The 22436-nt window shown below is 62.5% G+C and carries 29 protein-coding genes; 24 read left to right on the forward strand and 5 right to left on the reverse strand.

Annotated features, from left to right (window positions below):
* The first annotated feature begins 81 nt into the window (after positions 1-81).
* The 22 genes from RTW82_RS29170 (at position 82) to RTW82_RS29275 (ending at position 17934) form a co-directional block, all read left to right on the forward strand.
* Positions 82-456 carry a putative holin gene (locus RTW82_RS29170; RefSeq protein ID WP_043242013.1) on the forward strand — a complete coding sequence of 125 codons (375 nt, stop codon included), beginning with the start codon at positions 82-84 and terminating at the stop codon, positions 454-456.
* Entirely contained in the window at positions 449-724 is a 276-nt protein-coding gene (locus RTW82_RS29175; protein WP_031287380.1) for a phage holin family protein, read from the forward strand. Before RTW82_RS29170 ends, RTW82_RS29175 begins: the two co-directional genes overlap by 8 nt.
* 102 nt (positions 725-826) lie before the next feature.
* Entirely contained in the window at positions 827-1360 is a 534-nt protein-coding gene (locus tag RTW82_RS29180; RefSeq protein WP_316927272.1) for an LIC_12616 family protein, read from the forward strand.
* Position 1361: 1 nt separating this feature from the next.
* Positions 1362-2861 carry a DUF3383 domain-containing protein gene (locus RTW82_RS29185; protein WP_316927273.1) on the forward strand — a complete coding sequence of 500 codons (1500 nt, stop codon included), beginning with the start codon at positions 1362-1364 and terminating at the stop codon, positions 2859-2861.
* 62 nt (positions 2862-2923) lie between these two features.
* Positions 2924-3355: a phage structural protein gene (locus RTW82_RS29190; RefSeq protein WP_021218484.1), complete on the forward strand. Its 432-nt coding sequence runs from the start codon at positions 2924-2926 to the stop codon at positions 3353-3355.
* A gap of 2 nt (positions 3356-3357) precedes the next feature.
* Positions 3358-3765 carry a phage tail assembly chaperone gene (locus RTW82_RS29195; RefSeq protein WP_021218485.1) on the forward strand — a complete coding sequence of 136 codons (408 nt, stop codon included), beginning with the start codon at positions 3358-3360 and terminating at the stop codon, positions 3763-3765.
* A gap of 114 nt (positions 3766-3879) precedes the next feature.
* Entirely contained in the window at positions 3880-5319 is a 1440-nt protein-coding gene (locus tag RTW82_RS29200) for a hypothetical protein (RefSeq protein ID WP_316927274.1), read from the forward strand.
* Positions 5320-5328: 9 nt separating this feature from the next.
* Positions 5329-6087 carry a phage baseplate protein gene (locus RTW82_RS29205; protein ID WP_021218488.1) on the forward strand — a complete coding sequence of 253 codons (759 nt, stop codon included), beginning with the start codon at positions 5329-5331 and terminating at the stop codon, positions 6085-6087.
* Positions 6084-6401 (forward strand): phage baseplate plug protein, encoded by a 318-nt coding sequence (locus RTW82_RS29210; protein WP_316927275.1) that lies wholly within the window; start codon positions 6084-6086, stop codon positions 6399-6401. The genes RTW82_RS29205 and RTW82_RS29210 overlap by 4 nt, the downstream gene beginning before the upstream one ends.
* Positions 6398-7258, forward strand: coding sequence for a phage protein (locus RTW82_RS29215; RefSeq protein ID WP_316927276.1), 861 nt, complete (start codon positions 6398-6400; stop codon positions 7256-7258). Before RTW82_RS29210 ends, RTW82_RS29215 begins: the two co-directional genes overlap by 4 nt.
* Entirely contained in the window at positions 7251-7892 is a 642-nt protein-coding gene (locus RTW82_RS29220; RefSeq protein ID WP_316927277.1) for a Gp138 family membrane-puncturing spike protein, read from the forward strand. The genes RTW82_RS29215 and RTW82_RS29220 overlap by 8 nt, the downstream gene beginning before the upstream one ends.
* A gap of 10 nt (positions 7893-7902) precedes the next feature.
* Positions 7903-8256 carry a hypothetical protein gene (locus RTW82_RS29225; protein ID WP_031287383.1) on the forward strand — a complete coding sequence of 118 codons (354 nt, stop codon included), beginning with the start codon at positions 7903-7905 and terminating at the stop codon, positions 8254-8256.
* A 65-nt stretch (positions 8257-8321) separates the two neighbouring features.
* Positions 8322-9467, forward strand: a complete 1146-nt coding sequence (locus RTW82_RS29230; RefSeq protein ID WP_316927278.1) for a baseplate J/gp47 family protein — start codon at positions 8322-8324, stop codon at positions 9465-9467.
* Positions 9464-10102, forward strand: a complete 639-nt coding sequence (locus RTW82_RS29235) for a DUF2612 domain-containing protein (RefSeq protein WP_316927279.1) — start codon at positions 9464-9466, stop codon at positions 10100-10102. The genes RTW82_RS29230 and RTW82_RS29235 overlap by 4 nt, the downstream gene beginning before the upstream one ends.
* The gene (locus RTW82_RS29240) at positions 10099-11733 is read left to right on the forward strand and encodes a phage tail protein (RefSeq protein ID WP_316927280.1); all 1635 of its coding nucleotides are present in this window, start codon (positions 10099-10101) and stop codon (positions 11731-11733) included. Before RTW82_RS29235 ends, RTW82_RS29240 begins: the two co-directional genes overlap by 4 nt.
* Positions 11733-12230 carry a DUF4376 domain-containing protein gene (locus tag RTW82_RS29245; protein ID WP_316927281.1) on the forward strand — a complete coding sequence of 166 codons (498 nt, stop codon included), beginning with the start codon at positions 11733-11735 and terminating at the stop codon, positions 12228-12230. Before RTW82_RS29240 ends, RTW82_RS29245 begins: the two co-directional genes overlap by 1 nt.
* A gap of 241 nt (positions 12231-12471) precedes the next feature.
* Positions 12472-14433: a hypothetical protein gene (locus tag RTW82_RS29250; RefSeq protein WP_316927282.1), complete on the forward strand. Its 1962-nt coding sequence runs from the start codon at positions 12472-12474 to the stop codon at positions 14431-14433.
* Positions 14434-14766: 333 nt separating this feature from the next.
* Positions 14767-16140, forward strand: a complete 1374-nt coding sequence (locus tag RTW82_RS29255) for a hypothetical protein (protein ID WP_316927283.1) — start codon at positions 14767-14769, stop codon at positions 16138-16140.
* Complete coding sequence (locus RTW82_RS29260; RefSeq protein ID WP_316927284.1) at positions 16137-16634, forward strand: phage tail protein; 498 nt, start codon at positions 16137-16139, stop codon at positions 16632-16634. The genes RTW82_RS29255 and RTW82_RS29260 overlap by 4 nt, the downstream gene beginning before the upstream one ends.
* An 18-nt stretch (positions 16635-16652) precedes the next feature.
* Positions 16653-17297 (forward strand): glycoside hydrolase family 19 protein, encoded by a 645-nt coding sequence (locus RTW82_RS29265; protein WP_316927285.1) that lies wholly within the window; start codon positions 16653-16655, stop codon positions 17295-17297.
* Entirely contained in the window at positions 17294-17677 is a 384-nt protein-coding gene (locus RTW82_RS29270; RefSeq protein WP_316927286.1) for a hypothetical protein, read from the forward strand. The genes RTW82_RS29265 and RTW82_RS29270 overlap by 4 nt, the downstream gene beginning before the upstream one ends.
* Complete coding sequence (locus RTW82_RS29275) at positions 17674-17934, forward strand: hypothetical protein (protein ID WP_316927287.1); 261 nt, start codon at positions 17674-17676, stop codon at positions 17932-17934. The genes RTW82_RS29270 and RTW82_RS29275 overlap by 4 nt, the downstream gene beginning before the upstream one ends.
* Positions 17935-17971: 37 nt before the next feature.
* Here RTW82_RS29275 and bamE read toward each other — a convergent pair whose 3' ends face one another.
* Entirely contained in the window at positions 17972-18481 is a 510-nt protein-coding gene (bamE, locus tag RTW82_RS29280) for an outer membrane protein assembly factor BamE (RefSeq protein WP_316927288.1), read from the reverse strand.
* A 316-nt stretch (positions 18482-18797) separates the two neighbouring features.
* Between bamE and mgtE the strand changes: the two genes are divergently transcribed.
* Positions 18798-20240 (forward strand): magnesium transporter, encoded by a 1443-nt coding sequence (gene mgtE / locus RTW82_RS29285; protein WP_021218504.1) that lies wholly within the window; start codon positions 18798-18800, stop codon positions 20238-20240.
* A gap of 128 nt (positions 20241-20368) precedes the next feature.
* On the opposite strand, the gene RTW82_RS29290 is transcribed toward mgtE, so the two are convergent.
* A complete protein-coding gene (locus RTW82_RS29290) occupies positions 20369-20695 on the reverse strand; it encodes an Arc family DNA-binding protein (protein ID WP_031287390.1) in 327 nt (108 codons plus the stop codon).
* Between the two features lie 524 nt (positions 20696-21219).
* Here RTW82_RS29290 and phnN point away from each other — a divergent pair.
* The gene (phnN, locus tag RTW82_RS29295) at positions 21220-21789 is read left to right on the forward strand and encodes a phosphonate metabolism protein/1,5-bisphosphokinase (PRPP-forming) PhnN (protein ID WP_316927289.1); all 570 of its coding nucleotides are present in this window, start codon (positions 21220-21222) and stop codon (positions 21787-21789) included.
* Position 21790: 1 nt separating this feature from the next.
* Here phnN and RTW82_RS29300 read toward each other — a convergent pair whose 3' ends face one another.
* The 3 genes from RTW82_RS29300 to RTW82_RS29310 are packed head-to-tail and all read right to left on the reverse strand — an operon-like array spanning position 21791 to position 22430.
* On the reverse strand, positions 21791-21976 hold the full coding sequence (locus RTW82_RS29300; protein ID WP_316927290.1) for a PA3371 family protein: 186 nt from the start codon (positions 21974-21976) through the stop codon (positions 21791-21793).
* A 31-nt stretch (positions 21977-22007) separates the two neighbouring features.
* Positions 22008-22184, reverse strand: coding sequence for a hypothetical protein (locus tag RTW82_RS29305; RefSeq protein ID WP_316927291.1), 177 nt, complete (start codon positions 22182-22184; stop codon positions 22008-22010).
* Between the two features lie 9 nt (positions 22185-22193).
* The gene (locus RTW82_RS29310) at positions 22194-22430 is read right to left on the reverse strand and encodes a hypothetical protein (protein WP_148304211.1); all 237 of its coding nucleotides are present in this window, start codon (positions 22428-22430) and stop codon (positions 22194-22196) included.
* Between the last annotated feature and the right edge of the window lie 6 nt (positions 22431-22436).

Here is a 22436-nt window from a genome sequence, read left to right on the forward strand (position 1 = left end):
CCAACCGAAGCCCGCGCACTGCGGGCTTTGGCGTTTCTGGGCCTGGCGAAATCCGCCGGGCCTTCTTGCAAGGAGTCTTCCATGACCGAGCCCAGCATTGCGGTCGCCATGGCAGGCGGAGTGGCTGGCGCCGGGGTCGCGATGATCGTGCCCGGTGTCGATGGCAATGCACTGATCGGCGGCTTCGGCGGCGCGATCTTCTTCGTGGTGTTCGCCCGTGACTATGGCGCCCTCACTCGTGTGGGCTACCTGTTGGTGTCCTGGGTCGGCGGTTACTACACCGCCGTCGAGGCGGTCAGTCGCGGTATTTCGCAAACCAGCGGGGCAGTGGCGTTCGTCGCTGCGACGCTCTGCGTGACAGCAGGCGTCGGCCTGCTGGAATGGATGCGCGGCGGCCAGCTGCCTTCCTGGTTGCGGACGATCCTGCGGCGTGGAGCGGGAGGCAAGGATGGATGACCCATTGGCCACCGGCACCCTCGTTGTTTGCGCAGCGATCTGCTTCCGACTGCTGATCTACCGGCGGCGTGGCTCACGCTTCCGCCCCGGCGTTTCACTCTGCGCCTACCTCCTGGCGCTGTGCACGGGATGCCAGGCACTGACCATCGCCCTCGGGCGTTACCAGGGCGAACACCTCTCGCCCTGGATGCTCGGCGTCCTGCTGATCCTGTTGTTCCTGGTGCTTCGGGCCCGCGGCAATCTCGCGCGGATCCTGCACCTGGGCTGATCGCCCACTTCGCTTCCAACTTATCCACCGCGACCCGAAAGGCAGCGGCGCGCACTCCTGCACGCCGCTTGCCTGGTCGCACCTATTTACCAGGAGGACTCAATGACCATCACCGCCACTCGGCTGGATGTCGTCGCCCTGCGCGAGGCATTGCGCGGCCTGCTCGAACTGCCGGTCGGCGCGTTGATCGCGGCGGACCAGGCAGCAGCACCGCCGTCCGGGCTCTACGCCAGCCTGCGTGAAACGCAGTCGGCGGAGCAGGGCAAGTCCCGCCGCGAATTCAACGGCAACAACGAACGGGAAACCGTCGTCACCAGTTGCGAGACCACCTTCGGCCTCGTCGGCTACGGCGCCGGCGCCCTGAACCTGATCCATGACGCGCGCTCGGTGCTGCAGTCCAGCCTCGCCCAGGACCGCTTGCGGCGCCTCGGTGTCGCGCTGCTGCGCACGGCGCCGATCGAAAACCTGTCCAGCGTCGAGGCGGGCGTAGCCCGCGAACAGGCACGCATCGACCTCGTCCTCGGCCACGACCACCGCGTGACCCTGGAACAGAAACACATCGCTTCCTCGGTGGTGACCGCCCACACCGATACGGGCCTCACCGCCACCCTCACAGTGAATACATCGGAGACCTGATATGTCCCTTCCGCTTTCGCAGATCGTAAACGTACAACTCAACGTGCAGCCGGTATCCACCCCGCGCCGCGACTTCGGCCAACTGGCCCTGTTCACCCCCGAGGCCGGCAACGTCTTCATCGACGCTTCGACCCTGTACATCAGCTGCGCCAGCCAGGGCGAAGTCGAGGCCGCCTTCGGCAGCTCCTCGCAGACCGCCATCGCCGCCAGCGCCTTCTTCGCCCAGAGCCCGCGACCCAAGCAACTGCTGGTGGCACGCTGGCTGAAATCGACCCGCAACGTGCCGGCGGTCAAGGCCGCCATCAACGGCACCCCGCTGCTGGCCAACCTGGAGCAACTGAAGGCAGTGAGCGCCGGCCAGCTGTCCATCACCGTCGACGGCGTGCGCCAGGACGTGAGCGGCCTGAACTTCAGCGCCGCCGCCGATTTCGCCGCCATCGCCGCGCTGATCGACGCCAAGCTGACCGCCCAGGCCGTCAGCTGCCGTTATGACGCCGTCGCCAACCGCTTCATCCTCGACGCCGATGTCGCTGGCGCCGCCAAGGCCATCGGCTTCGCCCAGGACCTGGGCGCCACCGGCACCTACCTGGGTGGCCTGCTGCGCCTGGAGAACGGCATGGCGCAGAAGGTCGCCGGTGCCGATGCCCTGGTGCTTTCCGCGCAGACCCTGCCGCAGGCCTTCGCCGCGCTGCTGGACGTCAACGCCGGCTGGTACGCCGCCACCGTCGCCGCGTCCCTGACCGACGACGAGATCGAACAGGCCTCCGCCTGGGTGCTGGCCGCCGACAAGAAGGTGTTCGGTGTCACCACCCAGAACCCGAGCCACCTGGAGAACGTCGCCAGCAACCCCTTCAAGCGCCTGGTGGATCGCCAGAGCCATCGCACCGTCGCGGTCTTCGACAAGAACGACCCCTATGCGGTGAACAGCTGGCTGGCCCGTGCGCTGTCGGTGAACTTCGCCGCCAACAACTCCACCCTGACCATGAAGTTCAAGCAGCTGCCCGGCATCAGCGCGGACAACCTGACCCTCACCGAGGCCGACAAGTGCCGCAAGCTGGGCCTGAACTTCTACACCTACTTCGACGAGTCGGCGATGGTCGCCGAAGGCACCGTCATCGGCGGTCGCTTCTTCGATGAAGTGCACATCCTCGACTGGTACGTCGACGCCGTGCAGAAGGAAGTCTTCGCCACCCTGTACCGATCCCCGGGCAAGGTGCCGCTGACCGACGCGGGCGTCGCCCGTCTGCTCGCCTCGGTACGCAAGGTCTGCCGCGAAGGCGTGAACAACGGCGCCTTCGCCCCCGGCGTATGGAACGGCGACCCCTTCGGCAACCTCGTCAGCGGCGAGCGCCTCGACGAAGGCTTCTACGTCTGGGCTGACAGCGTCGACAACCTGTCCACCTCCGACCGTGAGCAGCGCAAGGCGCCGCCGATCCAGGTGGCCCTGAAGATGGCCGGCGCCGTGCACTCGGTGGACGTGCTGGTCAACTTCGATCGCTGATCCCATCGCCAACCTATTTTTCGGCCCCTTCGATGGGGCCTTTTCTTTTCCGGAGATTTTCCATGGCTATCTATGACCAGAACCAACTGTCCGTCCTGATCAACGGCTACGAGATCCGCGACTGGGCCAGCGGCGCCGACGCCCTCAAACTGGCCTTCAACAATGCCGCCGGCACCCTGAAGATGGGCAGCAACGGCAGCGGCGTCTTCGTCGCCAACAACGACCGTTCCGCAACCCTGACCCTGAAGCTCAAGCAGCACTCGGCGGACAACAAGTACCTCAATGGCCTGCGCGCCCTGCAGGACGGCAACCTCAAGGCCTTCGTGCCGCTGACCCTGGAAGTGCGCGACCTGCTCAACGAAGACCTGATCAGCGCCACCAAGGGCTACTTCACCACGCGTCCTGAAGTGACCCGTGGCAGCGAAGCCAACGACATCCAGTGGGTCATCGTCTTCGAACGCGCCAACGTCAGCCTGGAACAAGGGGTCGCCTGAACATGAACGCCGAACATCGCATCAACCTGGATGGCATCTCCTACGTCATGCGCCCGGCCAATGCCATGCCGGCCTGGAACGCCCTGAAGAAGGCCGCGCGCCTGCTGCAGGGCGTAAAGATCGAGCGCGGCGAGGGCAGTGAGTCCCTGGCCATCGGCGCCATCCTCGCCAACCTGGGCGATCCGGTGGTGGCGGAGATCGAGACGCTGGTGCTCCAGCACGTCAATGCGCAGCCGGAGGACGGTGCGGCTTTCCGCCTGGCCGACCGTGCCGACGCGCACTTCAACCAGCATCGCGGCCACCTGCTGCCGTTGCTGATCGAGGGGGTGAAATACCAGTTCGGTGATTTTTTCGCCGCCGCCATGCCCGCCCTGTCGGCGATTCTGCCGGGGCAGGCCAAGGCGGAGTAACCGACTGGTTCCTCTTCACCCCTGTCATGCGCCAGCTCTGCACCCTGCATGAGCTGCGCGCGCTCTACACCCTGGCTGACCTGTGCGACTTCCACGACGCGATAGCGGAGTGGGATGACGCACAGCGTCAGGCCCATGAGAGGCAGGCCAATGGCAGCAATTGAAATCGACAAACTCGGTATTGGCGTCGGCTTTTCGCTCGGCCTGGCGCGGATCACCAATAGCGTGAAGCAGGAGTTGAGCATCACCGACAACTCCCTCACGCAGAACATCACCAACCTCTACAGCTATGTAGACACCCTCAACGAGGTGCAGGAAACCGCCGCCAAGGCGAGCGACTCGCTGCTGTCCGTCGCCTCGGGAATCGGCGGCTTCGTCAGCACGATCGCCGGCTATATCGGCTCTGCCCTGGAGAGCCTGGATGGGCTCAAGAGTGGGCAGGACTCCCTCGGCGTGGTCAGCGAAAGCGACGTCAACGAAGCCCAGCGCTACGAGAAGGCCATGGACGGCCTCGACAAGATGCTGGAGGCGGTGAAGGTACGTGTCGCCCTCGGCATCGCGCCGCAGCTGAGTTATCTGGCCGAGGGCTTCCTGAGCCTGCTCGATGCCAACAAGGAGCTGATCGCGGCGGGCCTCACCCGAACCATGGAGATCGTGGGGGAGGGCCTGGACGCCCTGGTCAACTTTGGCCGCGCGGTGGACGCCGTCGTGCAGTCCACCGTCGGCTGGGAGGCGACCCTGATGATGCTCGGCGCCGCTCTGGCCTGGGTCGGCCAGGCCACCATCCTGGCCTTCGCCGCCAACCCGGTGACCTGGATAGTCGCCGCCCTGATCGGCCTCATCGCGCTCGTCGACGACTTCATGACCTACCTGGACGGTGGTCAGTCGGCGCTCGGTGAGTTCTGGGCGCCGTTCAAGACCGGCCTGGAAGGCATCAATGAAACGCTGGGCGCCTTCAAGGAGGTTTTCGCAGCGTTCTGGGCGGAAAACGGCGAGACCGTGACGGCCTTCGGCAATGATCTGTTCACCATCATCGGCGCCAGCGTCATGCAGCTGGTCGCCATCTTCCAGATGTTCTTCGCCGCGATAAACGGCGACTTCGAAGGCGTCAAGGCAGCCTTCAGCAGCTGGTTCGAAGCGCTCAAGGCGCAGTTCGAAATCATCGGGGGCTTTATATCCAAAGCCGCTTCCTACATCGGTTTGGGAGGCGAAGAGGAGGGCGAGGCTGGAGCAACACCTCAGCCTGGTCCTGGGCGCGCGATGAAGGGGCCTGGCACGGGTGGCCTGTCCGCACTGATGGCCAACGGGCCTGGCCTCGTGGACGGAGCCAGCCAGTTGTCCGCTGGTGTGCAGGGCGCTCAGAGCCAGGCTGCGGCGGGTGTCGGCGTCCTGGCGATGCCGGCTCAGCCGGTCAGTAACAGCTACAGCCAGACGGTGACCGTAAGCGTGGCGGGGGACAACCCGCGCGAGATCGGCCGCGAAGTGGCCGAGCAGGTCGCACGCAACCAGCAACGCCTGACCACTCACAACAACAGCAGCGAAATTAGGCAGTGAGGTGAATCAATGGTCATGCTGATCAACCGCCGTATCGGAACCTTGAGGCTCGATGCGGTGATAAGCGAAACACACAAATCCGACCTCAAGATCACCGAGAACCCAGTGGAAAGCGGTGCCAACATCGCCGACCACGCCTATGTGCAACCGCGCTCCCTGATTATCAAGGGCACCGTGGTGGAGCACTACGACCCTTTAGCCAACCTGCCCATCGACAGCATGCCGGGAGTGCGCAGCGGGCGAGGGTTCCTCGACAACATCCTGCCTGGCCTGCTCTCACCCCGCACTTCGCAGGGTGAGAGCCGTGCCAAGCGCGAACTGAAGAGCTGGTTGGAGCCCCTGGCGGACGGCACCAAGGCCCGTCCCCTGGCGCCCTGGATGCTGGAGTCCCAGCCGCTGTCGCGCTTCGACAGCTCGCCCAGCCAGTCACGCCTGCAGCAGATCTATCAGTGTCTGCTGGATACCCAGAAGGCCGGCGAATTGCTGCAGGTACAGACCGGCTTCTACCTGTACAAGAACATGCTGCTCAGCACCATTGCAGCCACACAGACACTCGACGGCTCCATCGATCTGGACCTGACCCTGCGTGAGGTCCTGGTGGTGGAAACCCGCGTCATCAATGGCGTGGTGACCCCGGCCGCCGGTACCGAACGCTCCGGTCGCAGCGATACCCAGGCAGCGGCGAAGAAGCCCCAGGGCAAGACCACGCCCAAGGCGGACAAGCGCAATGAAAGCCTGATGCATGCCGTATTTGGGGTTATCAGATGAAACGAATCCCCATCAGCAGCGAACCGCTGCAGGAGCAGAGCTTCGATTTCGCCGGGCAAAGCCTGCGCCTGACTCTGCGCTACAACAGCATCGGCGATCACTGGGCCTTCGACCTGCTGGACGAGTCCGACAACACCTGGCTGGCCCAGGGCCTGACCCTGGTGGTCGGCGTGCCGATGCTGTGGCGCAGCACCCTGCCGTTCTTCCTCTGGCTCGACGACCTCAGTGGCGTCGGGCTCGACCCCATGGGCGGGAAGGACATGGGCAGCCGTTGCCTGCTCTACATCGGCGAGAAGTCGGAGGTGCAGCCATGAGGCAGTTCGGCCGGCAATACCGCCTGGTGCTGGGCAGCGAGGAAAACGGCCTGGTGATCGACAGCCTGCGGGTCACGTTCGAGTTCACCAAGGACATCGACAACACCCCCAATAAGGCCGAGATCCGCATCTGGAACCTCAACCGCGAGCACCGCGAATGGCTCTACGGCAGCGATTTCCGCAAGGTCTGGCTGTGGGCCGGCTACAGCGAGCTGCGCCTGCTCTACGCCGGTGACATCACCGCCGTGGCGCTGGAGCGCAAGGAGCTGGACAACATCATCGTGCTCACCTGCAACACCGGTGACACGGACATGCGCGAGGCGCGGGTGAGTACCACCCTGGCCGCCGGCAGTACCGCGAACGACCATGTGAAGGTCGCCGTGGCCAGCATGACCGGCACCACGCCCGGGCAGGTCGTCCTGCCCAAGCAGCGCCCGCTGCCTCGGGGCAAGGTGCTGTCCGGCCTGAGCCGCGACGTGCTGAGCGAAGTGGCGGCGGAGCAGGGCGCCGACTGGTCGATCCAGGATGGCGACCTGCTGCTGCTTCCTGCCGGCTACGTGCTCGACGACCAGGCGGTGTTCCTGTCCCAGGAGACCGGGTTGATCGGCGCCCCCAAGGAGATCAAGGGCGGCGGGCTGGAACTGACCTGCCTGATCGACCCGGCCCCCCGGATCGGCGGCACGGTGCGGCTGAAATCCATCGAGCCGCGCTACGACGGCGACTACAAGATCGTCACCATCAACAGCAAGGGCGATGTGATGGAAAAGGACTGGTACTGCGTGCTGTCGGTGATCGGCGGCGAGTTCCAGAAGAAGGACGCCGCCAAGACCGACAAGGGAGGCAAGGGTAATGGGTAACTACGACTGGCAGACCCCGTCGATGGACAAGGCCAACCGCTCCACCATCGACGCCCGCCTCAAGCGCCTGCACACCGCGCTGCCCGGCCGCATTGTCGCCTTCGACGCCGCGCGCCAGGTGGCCAGCGTGCAACCGATGATCGAGCAGCAGCTCATGGATGGCTCGCGCCAGGCCCTGCCGCTGCTGCCGGACGTGCCGGTGCAGTTTCCCCGGGGCGGCGGCTTCGTGCTGACCTTCCCGGTCAAGCCGGGCGATGAATGCCTGCTGGTGTTCAACGAACGCTGCATCGACGGTTGGTGGCAGTCGGGCGGCTCCTCGGAGCCGCTGGACTATCGCCAGCACGACCTGTCCGACGCCGTGGCGATCATGGGCATCAGCTCGCTGCCCCAGGTCGTCCCGACCTTCGCCACCGACGCGGTGGAACTGCGCCGGCTGGACGGTTCTGCCTATGTGCGCCTGGACGAAGGCGGCACCCTGACGCTCGACGGCGCCAAGGTGCTGATCAAGTGCCCGGTGGTGTTCGAGGCCGGCATGACCGGCAAGGGCGACGTGGTCTCCAACGGCATCAGCCTGGAGCGCCACCTGCACGGCCAGGTCATGGCCGGCACCGGCGTCACCGGCGTGCCGCAATGAGGACATGACAATGAGAGTGAGACGAATAGACAAGGACGGCGACTGGACCTTTGGCCAGGGCCGCAACAACTACGCCGACGGCAGTGAGTGCGTGGCGCAGCGCGTATGTACGCGCTTGCGCTCCTTCAGCGGCGACTGGTTCCTCGACCTGGAACACGGCCTGCCCTGGCTGCCCCGCATGGAGCGGCCTGCGGACCTGGCGCAGATCGAGGTCGACATCAAGCGCTGCATCCTGACCACCGAGGGCGTGAGCGAGATCCTGGACTTCCAGATCAGCGAAAGCCCCGACGACAGGCGCCTGAGCATCGGCGTGACCCTGCGTGACAGCCTGGGTACCAGCCTGAGCACCAGCGTGCAGCGCTGAACGGCCGCAACCGCCGTCATACCGAAGCCCCACCTCGCGTGGGGCTTTTTCTTTGGAGAACCAACATGGGACAACTGACCAACAAGGGCTATGTCGGTGAACGCCTGGACAGCATCCTTGCGGATCTGGACCAGGGTTTCCGCGCCATCTACGGCAACGACATCGACCTTGCCCCCGACAGCCCGGACGGCCAGATGCTCGGGCTTATCGCCCAGATCCGCGCCGACCTGGAGGAGCTGGGCGAGGTCACCTACCGCGCCCTGGACCCGGACCACGCCAGCGGTGCCTGGCTGGAACAGCGGGTCGCCTACGCCGGCCTGACCCGGCGCCAGGCGCGCTACAGCTACTTGCGCGGTGTGGCCCTTACCGGCCGCGCCGGCACCCTTATTCCCGCCGGCTCCGTGCTGCGGGACATCAACCGCGGCCGCTGGCTGCTGGTCGCCGACATCACCCTCGGCACCGATGGCTCGGCCCGCGCCGACCTGCGCAGTGAGCTGCTCGGTGCCTTCAACCTGCCCGCCAACAGCGCGCTCACCATCGAGACGCTGGTGCTGGGCTGGGACACCGCCACAAGCCTGGCCGCCGCCGAAGTGGGCGCGGAAGAGGAGACCGACCCGGAACTGCGGGCGCGCTTCTACCGCAGCCGCTCCCGCCCGGCGCAGAACAGCCTCGACGGCCTGGTGGCGGCGCTGCTGCAACTGGCCGACGTGCGCCAGGTGGTCGGGCTGGAAAACACCGGCTCCACCGTGGATGCCGACGGCGTGCCGGGCCACAGCCTCAACCTCATCGTCGATGGCGGCGAGGAGCAGGCCATCGCCCAGGCGATCTTCCTGCGCAAGCCCGCCGGCACCGGCCTCATGGGCCAGCAGTCGCGCACCGTGGTGGACGGGCAGGGCGTGAGCCGCCTGATACGCTTCGACCGCCCGGCGATGGTCGACTGCAAGGCCTTCGTCCAGCTGCGCCGGGATGCCGAATTCACCGCCATCGACGTTGCCGCGATCAAGGCCCAGCTGGCCCATCTGGACTTCCGCATCGGCCAGGACGTGCAGCTCTCCCGGCTCTACAGCCCGATCAACACGGTGCAGGGCTTCTGGGTCGAGCAGCTGAAGATCGGCCGCCGCAGCGGCGCCCTGGCGGCGGACAACATCGTCATCGGCGTCCGTGAACGGGCACGCTTCGCCCAGGCTGACATCGAAGTGGTGGTGCTATGAGCTACGACCGCCTGCTGATCTGGCAGTACCAGGGCAAGCCCCGGGCCGCCGCCACCGCCGAACTGCTCTCGCGACAGTTCGGCGATACCTGGCAAGGGCTGGCGGCGCTCCCTGAAACACTGGACATCGACAACGCCGAAGGCGTGAACCTCGACCTGGTCGGCAAGCATGTCGGCCAGGGCCGGGTGCTGCCCGGCCTGGCGCCGCGCAGCCTGTTCGGCTTCTTTGAAGTGGCCGGCGCCAAGGGCTTCGGCAAGGGCAAGTGGTACCGCATGGGCGACCCGCTGGGTGAGTCGGCGGTGCTCGATGACGACGACTACCGCTTCCTCATCCGCTGCCGCATCGCCCGCAACTACCAGCTCGGCACCATCGAGGACATCAGCGCGGCGCTGCGCTTCATCTTCAACAGCGAAACGGTGGTTTTCGACCAGTACGACATGAGCCTGACGGTGGTCATCCGCACCGACCAGGTCAGCGACTTCAAGCGCTATGCGCTGAACACCCTGGACATCCTGCCGCGCCCGGCCGGTGTCCGCATCCAGTTCTACGTCGCAGTGCCCCAGCGGGCATTCGGCTTCCGTGGCGCCCCCGGCGCCCTCGGCTTCAACCAAGGAAAATTCGCGAGGTTCCTATGACGCAATACACCCGTCCCGACGAACTGGTCTTCGCTTCCGGCGCCAAGCCGGGCGAGCTCCAGAGCTTCCCCGACATCCCCCGCGGCTGGGGGGTGACCTTCGACCAGACCACCGGTGTTCCGCCGATGGAATGGTTCAACGCCCTGTTCAAGCGCAGCGATGAAGCCGTGCGCTACCTGCTGCAACGCGGCATCGGCGAGTGGTCCACCAGCGAGGACTACCCGACCGGCGCCCACGTGCAGGAGGGTGGCAAGGTGTGGAAGGCGAAGGTGGCGAACGTTGGTAAACGGCCGTCGATCAACCCCACCGAGTGGGTGGAGACGGCGCTGACCCGTGATGCCCTGAAGACACTGATTCAGGAGCAGCTAGGGGGCGGGACCCTTAACTTTGGCCAATGGCTGTGGAGCGCATCGACTTCGGGCGCACCGGCCAACGGCTACCTCGCGTTGAACAATGCAACTCCGGCCAATGCCACTGCGCTGCTGATCGCCAAGTCCAGCACCGAAGGTCTGGACTATAGCCGGGGCCTCAGCATCTTGCGGGCTGGGGACACCATCTGCTTCCAAAGCCGTGATGGCGGTGCCGTGGTTCATCGTTTCCGCGTTACCGGGGACCTGGTAGATAGCGGGACCTATCGCTCGGTGCCGGTGGTGTATGTCGGTGGGGCGGGTGGCGTGCCGGCGGCGAATGCTTCGCTGCAGGTATTGCTGACGCCGGCGGGGGCTTCGGACATCGGCATGCCGCTGATGTCCGTCCAATGGTGGATCAGTCGCGCCAGTATCCCGGCTGGCTGCGCCCCGGCGGACGGGCAACTGTTGAACCGTGCGCTGTATCCGGACGTTTGGGCGGCCATTCGCGATGGCAAGGTGCCCAAGACCACCGAGGCCACCTGGAGCAGTGATCCCTCCCAGCGCGGCATGTTCACCGAAGGTGACGGCAGCACCACCTTCCGGATGCCGGATTACAACGGCAAGGCGGTGGGGTCGTTGGGGGCTTTGTTCCTGCGGGGGGATGGGGCGTTGTCGAGCGGCATTTCTGGCTCGATTCAAGAGGATGCCATTCGGAACATAACGGGGGCAGGAGCCAAGATAGTTGGCTCAGCCCCGACGGGAGCGTTCAGTGCAGAGAGTACTAGCAACGGGCCGTCTGGAACAGGCGCCAGCACGCTTTTGAGTTTCGATGCATCACGTGTCGTTCCCACCGCAGCTGAAAACCGCCCGCTCAACGTAACCGGCTGCTGGATCGTCAAGATGGGTAGCGGAGTTACCAGCGCCGGAGCAATCGATGCAGCAGCGATTTCTTCGACCTATGCGGCCCTGGTTACGCGCGTAGAAGCTCTGGAAGCGCGCCCGAGAACGCTAGGCGATGGACAGAGTTGGACAAATGTACTGGTAAACAGAGTCTTGGCGACCACTTATACCAACGCAACCGGGCGCTCAATACAGCTTTACCTAGTGGCGACTGGCGTACCCATGTCGTACCTCGGCGTGACTGTCAATGGTCAGACGCTTGGCGGCCCTTCAATTGCAAACATGTCCTTTGGGCATTGTTTGTCATTAACCATTCCGGCTGGAGCGACCTACTCGGTCAACTCAAGCACATCAATGACACAATGGTGGGAGCTTCGTTGATGAAATTCTTAAGAAACCCTAGTACTCGTGAAATTTTTTCCTTCCCTGCAGATGGCTCCGAGGATGCATTTATCCCAGGTGGCCTGGAGGTGATGACCCCCGAAGACATTTCGGTGCACTGCAATCCGGTCTACCAGCCAACGCGAGTGGAGGTCGACGCCGAGCGCGACAAGCGTATCGACGGGGGGATCAGCTTCAATGGTGCGCACTTCCAATCCAGGCCAATCGACCGCGAACGCATCATCGAAGCTGCTCAACTGGCTTTAATGGCAATGACAGGCGGTGCCAAGTCGGATGATCTGCGCTGGATGGAGCCAGAACAGGATTTCACTTGGATCACGGCAGACAATACCCTCATGCCCATGGATGCCCATACTATTTTGGCTTTCGCCACGGCCGTGGCAGCGCGTACTCGGGCACTGGTCTTGGCAGGTCGTCGTCTGAAGGACATGGAGGCAGTCCCCTGCGACTACACGAGCGATAAGTGGTGGCAGTGATAGGTTCGACTGACTGATGTAACGCTTATTTGCGGCCCGCATTTTGCGGGCCGTTTCTTTTCCGACTGACTCGTTGTCGGTTTGTATCGAAGGCATGGCGTTCGTTGATTCGTTTTCGGTGGGGCACCTGACCACCTTTATTTCCGGGCGGTAGACCGAACCTGCAAAAGGGGAGGCGCCGTTCAACCACTTGGTAACCGCCGGTGGTTTTCTAGCAAACGAATTGAACGAGGTTTTATCCATGACTCAATACAATCGCCCCAATGAGACGGTCTTTGCTTCGGGTGCCAAACCCGGAGAACTGGAAAGCTTCCCTGACATCACTCGAGGTTGGGGGGTGACTTTCGACCAGACCACCGGCATCCCGCCGATGGAGTGGTTCAACGCCTTGTTCAAACGCAGCGATGAAGCGGTGCGTTATCTGTTGCAGCGTGGTATCGGCGAGTGGTCCGCCACGGAGGACTACCCGATCGACGCCCATGTGCAGGAGGGTGGCAAGATCTGGAAGGCGAAGGTGGGCAGTGTTGGAAAGCGGCCGTCCCTCAACCCGACCGAGTGGGTCGAGACGGCGCTGACTCGAGAGGCTCTGAAAACGCTGATCCAGGAGCAACTGGGTGGCGGCACCATCAACTTCGGCCAGTGGCAGTGGAGCAGTGCCACTTCGGGTGGCGTAGCCAACGGTTACCTGGCGCTGAACACCACCAACCCGGCCGACGCCACATCGTTGCTGATCGCCAAGTCCAGCGCCGAAGGCCTGGACTACAGCCGCATCGTGGCCCTCTTGCGGGCTGGCGACACCCTCTGCGTCCAGAGCCGTTCAGGTGGCGCGGTCGCTCACCGCTTCCGTGTCACCGGGGATCTGGTGGACAGCGGGACCTATCGCTCGGTGCCGGTGGTTCACGTCAGTGGTGCCGGAGGTACGCCGACGGCCAATGCGCAGCTTCAGGTACTGATGACACCGGCTGGCGGTACCGTTCCCGCGGCAAGCACGACGGATTCGCAAACCGATTTCAACGCGGTACTTGAACCCGGCTGGTATCCCCGGTTGCTAGGGGGCGCTGCTGGTTCGAGGAACGCCAACCATCCTGATGGTCAGGCAAGCATGCTGAAGGGCAGCGGGGTAACGAACTACTACTGGCTCCTGGTCGCGCGCTATTCCGCAAACCTGATCCAGATTGCATTGCCCTATGTGAGTGGCGCCGACGTTTCGCTGGTGACGATGAAGTTCCGCCTTCTTGGCGGCGGTGTCTGGTCCCCTTGGCGTTCGGTTTTGCACGCAGACAATACGCTGGGAACCGGTTTGCCTGCGGCCTCGGTCATGTGGTGGTCGCTCCGCGGCTCCATTCCTGCAGGTTGGGCGCCTGCGGATGGCCAGTTGTTGAGCCGAGCTCTCTATCCCGATATCTGGGCAGCCATCAGTGAAGGGAAGTTGCCCAAAGCGACCGAAGCACTCTGGAGCAGCGATCCGTCGCAGCGAGGCATGTTCACTGAGGGCGATGGGAGTACCACGTTCCGTATGCCCGACTACAACGGCAAGGCGGTGGGATCGTTGGGGGCATTGTTCCTGAGGGGCGATGGAACGTTGTCCACAGGGACGCACGGTGTTGTGCAAACGGATGCTATGCAAGGTCACTGGCACAATCTGGATATTGGTGGCGTTGCCGGTACAACAGGGCTCAGCGCGACAAACGTTGCCATGTCGAATGGTGTTACTTCGGGGGTTGGAGCAATCCGCAGCCCGATTGGCGATGGAGTAAACGGTGCGCCTCGGGTTGCTTCGGAAACGCGTCCTCTCAACGTAACTGGCTGCTGGATCATCAGGATGGGAGGGGGGGTGACCAACGCCGGAACCATCGATGCGGCGGCAATTTCTTCGACATACGCAGCGTTGGTGACGAGGGTAGAGGCGCTTGAGGCGCGTCCACGCACTCTGGGCGATGGGCAGTCTTGGCAGGATGTAACTGCCAGCCGTTCTGCTGGCGTCACGTACACGAATACCAGCGGGCGACCCAAGTTCGTAAGTGTGTTTGCCGCAAACGGTGCAGCTACACGTGGCCTTCACGTAGGCGGGCTGTTGGTTGCGCAACTGACGCCTATATCAAGTGGAACCATTTCCTCCACCGTGTATGCCATCGTTCCAAATGGCGTTAGTTACTCGCTAACAGCAGGCGCAAGTATCAATACTTGGATGGAGCTGGGCTAATGAAGTATTTTCGCGATGCAAGGGCGCCGAAGTATTCGCTTACGAAAAGTGCTGCCTCTGATGCAGCATCCAGATGCCGAATCAGGGAGAGCTGTTTTAGCGTCTGATTTAGTGCCTGTTTCCGGCCCGCCTTTCGCGGGCCGCTCTCTTCACTGACCGATCGTTGTCGGCTTGTATTGAGAATATGGAGTTCGTCGATTCGTTTTCGGTGGGGTGACTGACCACCTTTATTTCCGGGCGGCAGACCGAACCCGCAAGAGGGGAGGCGCCGCTCAACCACCTGGCCTATTGCCGGGTGGTTTTCTAGCAAACGAATCGAACGAGGTTTTATCCATGACTCAATACAATCGCCCTAACGAGACGGTCTTCGCCTCGGGGGCCAAACCCGGGGAGCTGGAAAGCTTCCCTGATATCGCCCGTGGCTGGGGCATTGCTTTCGACCAGACCGACGGCATTCCGCCGATGGAGTGGTTCAACTCGCTGTTCAAACGCAGTGATGAGGCAGTGCGTTATCTATTGCAGCGCGGAATTTCCGAATGGTCCGCTACCGAAGATTATCCTGTTGGTGCCTATGTCCAAGAGAGTGGGAAACTCTGGCGCTGTATCGCTGCAAATACCGCAAAGCGGCCGACCTTGAATGCGGCTTTTTGGGATGCGTTGAAAGTTACCAAAAGTGAATTGGACGAGGCCTATGCTTCCCAGGCTCATACCCACAGTTTCAGCTCCATCACCAATAAGCCAACGTCCGTAGATGGTTATGGTATTCAGGACGGTGTGACCTTCAAAAGTATCGGACTGCCTTTCCACGCCCTTTCGCTTCCGGTGGTTGCTACTGACGATGGCCGTGTCTTGCTTACCGCACAGGCCGCAACAGGGGCGGGAGGCAAGGTTGTGATTCCAGCGGGGCTTTCCCTGAGTCTTGCGGCGGAAGTCGATAGCACTAAAACCGGAATCCCAAGGACGTTCTTGACCGTTGCATGGAGCAGCCCCGACCTTGCCGTTAACTCGGAGTACTTCCTGCGCGCACAGGTTATCAATAGTCTCCTGTCGATCTACGTTCAGAAGGGAAAGTTGAGCGATACGACTCCTGTTTCACTGAAGGGAACTGCAAACGCCGAGTCCGGTGGTGGATTTCCGTCCACAGTGCTGGATGTCTGCCTGGCTCGTATTGTTACCGGTGCAGCGGGAAGTGTTCCGCTGGTTCAGCGTATCTATCACCGGAAAAGCTCAAGTTGGACTGTCTCGTTGAACGGTACCGGTACGCTGTATTTACCTATGGATCCCCATGTTAAAACGGCATCGGGGAGTGCCAGTTGTCTGATGCCGCCTGAAAGTGGCTTGGCATATATTATTTTTTCTGGCTCCGGTTGGGCCGGGACCTCTAGTGTCTATGGTGTTCCGGGAAATACAGCGGTAACTACTGAAGGATTCTGGAATAGTTCTACTCCGATGATCTTGTCCAGTAATGGTGCGGTGGGTGATGTCTTCCAGTCATCGATCAATGCTGGGTTTGAGCATGCCAGTGCGCGATCAATGTGGCAGTCCTATCAGGTAGAACACACCTATGGGTCTCAAGTTGCATCCAGTGATGAGCTATTGCTGAGTATGGGTATAAAAGCTCTGCAGAGTTCTGACTACGAAAATGGGATAGCAGTCAGCTATTCCAATTGCACAAACGCTGTTTTCACCTGGAGTGTGTACAAATGAAGGTGATTGAAGGACTTCATGTTTATGGCGATGAGCTACGTGTACCGAGTCCATCCGAGTGCCACCGTTGGCAAGACGGTGAATGGGTGCTTGATAACGCGCTGGTCGTAGCTGCCAAAGAAAGACGCCTAAGCAAACTCTGTGAGGCGATAGATCGTGCCGGTAACTCGGTACTCGAGAGCGTGGTCGGTAGCCCCCTGCGTTTGGCCGAGTATGAGGTCGCTGCAACGGAGGCGCGAGCATTCAAGTCGGCTGGCTACCCGACCGATTCTGTACCTCGCTCGGTAAGCGCATGGTCAATCGAAGGGCGTAATCCCGAGCAGGCCGCCAACGAAATCATCGAGAAGGCGCAACGAGGTGAAATGACTATTCATGCCTTGCGTGAAATCAGGCTTGTGAGCAAGTCGAAGGTACGCCAGGCAATGGCGGATGGTCGTGAGGATGAGGCGAAGCTTCATGTGAAGCAGGCCATTGAAGACATGTCTCGAGTGTGAGCTCAGATTGGTGCGCCTATGACAGTGAATGCACTTGACCGATTGAGTGGGGCCTTTAGTGCCCTGAATACAAACGCCCGCCCCGAAGCGGGCGTTTTCATTTCTGCCCTCGAACAGGCATTGCTGCGCTTCTCCATCACCAGCCCCACCCGCCAATCCGCCTTCCTGGCCCAGTGCGCCCATGAGTCCGCCGGCTTCTCCCGCTTCGCGGAGAACCTCAACTACAGCGCTTTGGGGTTGGCGGCCACCTGGCCGGGGCGGTTTCGTGGAGCGGATGGGCAGCCCAATGCGTTGGCGCTGGCTTATCAGCGGCGGCCGGCTGTAATCGCCAGCTACGTCTATGCCAATCGCATGGGCAATGGCGACGAGGAGTCCGGTGATGGCTGGCGCTTCCGTGGGCGGGGTCTGTTGCAGATCACCGGGCGCGGGATGTATCAGCGTTGCGGTGATGCCCTGGGGCTGCCGCTGCTGGAGCAACCGGATCTGCTGCTGCAGCCGGAGCAGGCGGTGTTGTCCGCCGCCTGGTTCTGGCAATCCAATGGTTTGAATGCTCTGGCCGATGCCGGGGATTTCGAGGCCATCACCCGCCGTATCAATGGTGGGCTGAATGGCCTGGCAGAGCGCAAGGCGCTCTGGCTGAAGGCCCGGGAGGCGCTGGAATGAACCTGCTTGCTTCCTGGAAGTGGCTGGCGTTGCTGCTGATGGTGGCGCTGTTGATCGGGCTGGGCGCCTGGTGCGCTACCCGCGTCTATCGCCCGCAATTGGAAGAGCTGAGGCAGCAGCTGGCCGAATCCCGGCGCGGCGCCGAGGCGAGTCTGCTGGTGCTGCAAAAGCAGAACGCTGCTGTGGTCGAGCTCGAGGCTCGTGCTGCGGAGAGAGTCCGCCAGAGCGAGTTGCTCCAGGCGCAGGCCAACCAGGCTGCGCGACAAGACTACACGGCGGCGGCCCGGGTGATGCTGGAGCCATCGCCGGTAGGCGTCGATGCCTGTGAGGCGGCGCGCCGGGCATTTGCCGAAGAGCTTCGCCGGGAGCGTGCGCCATGAGAGTCGTCTGGTTGCTGCCATTTGCGCTGTTATCCGGCTGCTCCACCGGGGTGCAGCCTGCCCCTGAGCTGGTCGAGGTCAAGGTGCCGGTGCTGGTCGCCTGCAAGGTGGTCGCTCCTGCGGTGCCGGCGTTTGCAGTCGAATCGCTGGCGCTGGATGCAACGATCGATCAACAGATGAAAGTCCTGCGTGCCGAGCGCTTGCAACGCATCGGCTACGAGCGCGAGCTGTTGGCCGCGCTCCAGGCCTGTCGCTGAGTACGACGGGCTTCTATTCCTTCCTTTTGGGCGCGCTTCAGCGCCCGCCTTTTACGCAGTCATGCTCGTCGAATGTGACGAGCTGGCTGCGTCCTTTTCCCTTCTTCGCGACATAGTGATAGCGGGTCTGGCCATTGGTGCTGCTGACCTTGTCGGGCTTGCCCAGCATGCTTTCCACATCGCGCCGGGTCATGCCCGTCCTCACCTGTTTGCGCAACATCGCCTGGCGTCGCTCCTGGCCGACGATGCGGTTGCCGCAACCATCCTGCCTTTCCCCCACTACTTCTATTTCCCTGGGCTTCTCGGCCTGTTCCTTCCGTGCGTTTCGCGTTATCCGTTCGATCTTTGCCGGTGGCAGCAATGCCGGGCTGTCTTGCATGGCCTCGACTCGTTCCCGCACCTCCACCAATTCGTCGTCCGGGCAACCCAGCTGGGTGAAGGTGACATGCCCGTGCGCGTCCTCGCATCGGTAGATGGAGGCCTCCAGCGGCGGGCTTTCGAGCGCGATGTAGAGCAGAAGGGGCAAGGTGCAGAGCGATGTGCGCATGGCGATGTCCTCCGTGACGGTTGCCCTCGAAGGTATCTGCTTTAATTTCTTCCTAACGGTGTCTCAACAAGGGGCGCCGACGTCGTATGGAAGGTGAAAGCGATCTCAGCTTTGCAACGCAAGCGATTGTTCTAGCCACGATTTTGTAACGCGCAAAATGACCCTCCGGTGTTATCATTGCGCAGTCAGCCTCGCCGAGGCTTTTGGACACCCCTCATGGACTTACCCAGTAGTTACTCAAGACCGCATTTGCACGATCGCGTATTGACTGATTGACCCTCCTTGGCGTGCGCCGCCACTGGGGGTGGAGCGCGCTATGACCGAAGTAGAAGTAAAAAAGTCGCAAGATAGCCTGCAGGACCGCCTCGCTCAGGTGGTCGATCTGCTGCATCGCCACAAGCTGGTGGAAGACCTGACCCATCGTCAGGAAGGCCAGCACCAGGATCTCGTCGAGAACCTCGTCCACCGTCAGAATCTTGCCGAGCTGCAGCGTAAGCTCGATGAGTTGCACCCTGCAGACATCGCCCACATTCTCGAAGCCCTGCCGCTTGGCGACCGTCTGACCGTCTGGCAGCTGGTCAAGGCCGAGCGCGACGGCGACATCCTCCTCGAAGTCTCCGACTCGGTTCGCGAAACGCTGATCGCCGACATGGACGATCACGAGCTGCTCGCGGCCGCCAAGGAGATGGACGCGGACGAGCTGGCCGACCTCGCGCCCGAGCTGCCCCGTGATGTGATCCACGAGCTGATGGAGACGCTCGACGCCCAGCAGCGTGAGCGCGTGCGTTCGGCCCTGTCCTATGAAGAGGACCAGGTCGGTGCGTTGATGGACTTCGAGATGGTCACCATCCGTGAGGACGTGACCCTGGAAGTGGTGCTGCGCTACCTGCGTCGCCTCAAGGAGCTGCCGGGCCATACCGACAAGCTCTTCGTGGTCGACTACGACGGCATCCTCAAGGGCGTGCTGCCGATCAAGCGCCTGCTGGTGAACGATCCGGACAAGCAGGTGGCCGAGGTGATGGCCAGCGATCCCGTGAGCTTCCATCCGGACGAAGATGCCTATGACGCCGCCCAGGCGTTCGAGCGTTACGACCTTATTTCCGCCCCCGTGGTGGACAAGAACGGCAAGCTGATCGGCCGTCTGACCATCGACGAGATCGTCGACCTGATCCGTGAGGAGAGCGAGACGGAGGTCCTCAACATGGCCGGTCTGCGCGAGGAGGAAGACATCTTCGCCTCGGTGTGGAAGTCGGTCGGCAACCGTTGGGCTTGGCTGGCCGTCAATCTGGTCACCGCGTTCATCGCCTCCCGTGTGATCGGCCTGTTCGAAGGCTCGATCGAGAAGCTGGTAGCGCTGGCGGCCTTGATGCCGATCGTGGCAGGTATTGGCGGCAACTCCGGCAACCAGACCATCACCATGATTGTCCGCGCCATGGCGCTGGACCAGGTCAGCACCGGCAATACCAGCCGCCTTATGCGCAAGGAACTGGGCGTGGCGCTGGTCAACGGCCTGGTGTGGGGTGGAGTGATCGGCCTCGTCGCCTATTACCTCTACGACAGCTGGTCCCTCGGTGCGGTAATGACCGGAGCGATGACGCTCAACCTGCTGCTCGCGGCCTTGATGGGGGTGCTGATCCCGATGACGCTGGTGCGGCTCGGGCGCGATCCGGCCATGGGCTCCAGCGTGATGATCACCGCCATGACCGACAGCGGCGGGTTCTTCATCTTCCTCGGGCTTGCGACCGTCTTCCTGCTCTAGCCCTCGCGCTCACAACACAAGGCCCCGCATCAGCGGGGCCTTTTGCTTTTGGGGCTAGGGATGGGCAAACGCCGGGCAAGAAAAAGCCGCCTCAGGGGCGGCTATCAATCAGTCGACGTGCTGCGAACTCAGGCTTCTTCGGCGGCGAGTTCAGCATCGTGAGCGATCAACGCAACCAGCGCATTTTGCTGGCGACGGGAAAGCTGGCGGAAGCGTTGCAGCAGTTCGCGCTCGTGCAGCGACAGCTCGGGGCTGTCGAGGCGCATGGACAGACCTTCATCCAGGGCGCCTTCCTGAAGCATGCTCTGCTCCAGGCGAGCGATGATTTCGGAGTTCATGCTGCGGTGGTGATTACGCGCCACATCGGCGATGCGCTCGCGCATGCCTTCGGGCAAACGTACGACGAACTTGTCAGCGGTGCGGCTGGAATAGATAGCCTGTTTCATAGGGCGCATACATTTAAACCGGTTAGTTCAGGGAGCGATGCTGGCAATGAGCTACGTGATTGTCACCGGTTTGACCATCTTTAGCATCAGTCGTTCAACCATTCATCGCGATCGGCGTCATTATGACCTTGCAGTCACCTAAACGGTTCCTTGACGTCAAATCTGTGTCGCATTGTGCGCCGGGTAGCGGCTTTTTGCCAGCACCAGTTGTCCGAAATGCGAGTCAATATGCAAAAGGCTCACATATGAATGCTGTAGGGGGTAAAAATTCCCCGCCTCGCTGAAGATCGTGGAGATTTCGTGCGCGAGGCCACATCCAGCGCTCTAATTCGGGCTTCTGGCAGATTAAAAGCGCGATCTTGCAAGCGTAGTCCCCCCTATCGGAGTAAGCACTGGCATTTCGCTACTGTGCGACGTCCGGTATACAGCGCCAGCGCATTCGGCCTCTCCAATCTGCAATGCTTTCCGGGTAAGGTGGCGAGCGCCATGGCAGTGCCGTGGCGCTCGCAATGACCAGGCTCCCAGGTGCATAGATGAAAGGCAGGCTGTTCTATCTCATCGGACCTTCCGGCTCAGGCAAGGACAGCCTGCTCGATGCCGCACGCGCACCGCTCGCCGATAGCGGCTGCCATATCGTGCGCCGGGTCATCACCCGTTCGGCTGAGGCGGTGGGGGAGGCGGCCCAGGCGGTCAGCCCCGCGCAGTTCACGGAGATGGAGCGAGACGGCGCTTTCGCCATGAGCTGGCACGCCAATGGGCTGTCCTATGGCATTCCGCAGCAGATCGACGAATGGCTGGAGGCGGGCGAGGACGTGCTGGTCAACGGTTCGCGCGGCTACCTGTCGGAGGCTCGCCGTCGCTACCCCGATCTGCACGCCATCCTGCTGACGGTGGAGATGGATGTGTTGCGCCAGCGCCTTCAGGCCCGGGGACGCGAGACGGCTGCCGAGATAGAGGCTCGCCTGGCACGCAACGCCCGTTTCAATGCGTCGCTGCAGGAGGAGAAAGGAGCGGCTCTGTCCGTCCTGGACAACTCAGGCCCGCTGGAGGAAACGCTGGGGCGTCTGCTGCAACTGCTCGATCGCCCGCGCAATACAGCCTGACTCAGCGCAACACCGGGTCGAACTTCACCCGCTTGCCCACCATCAGCGCCGCCACGAAGAGTACGGCGCTGGTCGCCAGCGCCACCTTCACCGCTGCTGCCGGCCAAGCGGCCTGCCAGGGCTCCAGCCACAAGGTCAGGGTGAACACCAGGCTGAGGATCAGGAACAGCACGGCTGACTTCGACATCTCTATCTCCTTGCCGGATGGGGACGCGTAACTAAAAGAAGGGGTCGTAGTAATTGGCGATGCGCTCATCCCTCTTGCGCTCCGCCTTCTGTTCATCCGCCAATCCCTGGTCGGTGATGCGATCGATCACCCAGAGCGCCCCGCACGCGACTGCGGCCAGCAGCAGGATCAACCCCGGAAACACCATTCCCCACAGGCTCATATCCATGGCCATCGCTCAGAACGACAGGCGCTGGGCAGGGCGGGGCTGCCATTCGCTGCTCTGCAGGCGGCTGACCTTCGGCTGTTGGTCGCCGGACTGGGTGGCGTACTCGAACTGCACCGGCGTCGGGCGGATGCGCTCGACCAAGTGCTTCACGGCCTGTTGCTGCTGGCTGCTCTGCAGAGCGGCGAACGCGCTGGCGGCCAGGAGCGTCAAAACGGTTGCTGCGAGGAGGGTGATGACACTGTTCATGATTGT

It is taken from the genome of Pseudomonas sp. zfem005, assembly GCF_032621735.1.
Taxonomy (GTDB): domain Bacteria; phylum Pseudomonadota; class Gammaproteobacteria; order Pseudomonadales; family Pseudomonadaceae; genus Metapseudomonas; species Metapseudomonas solani.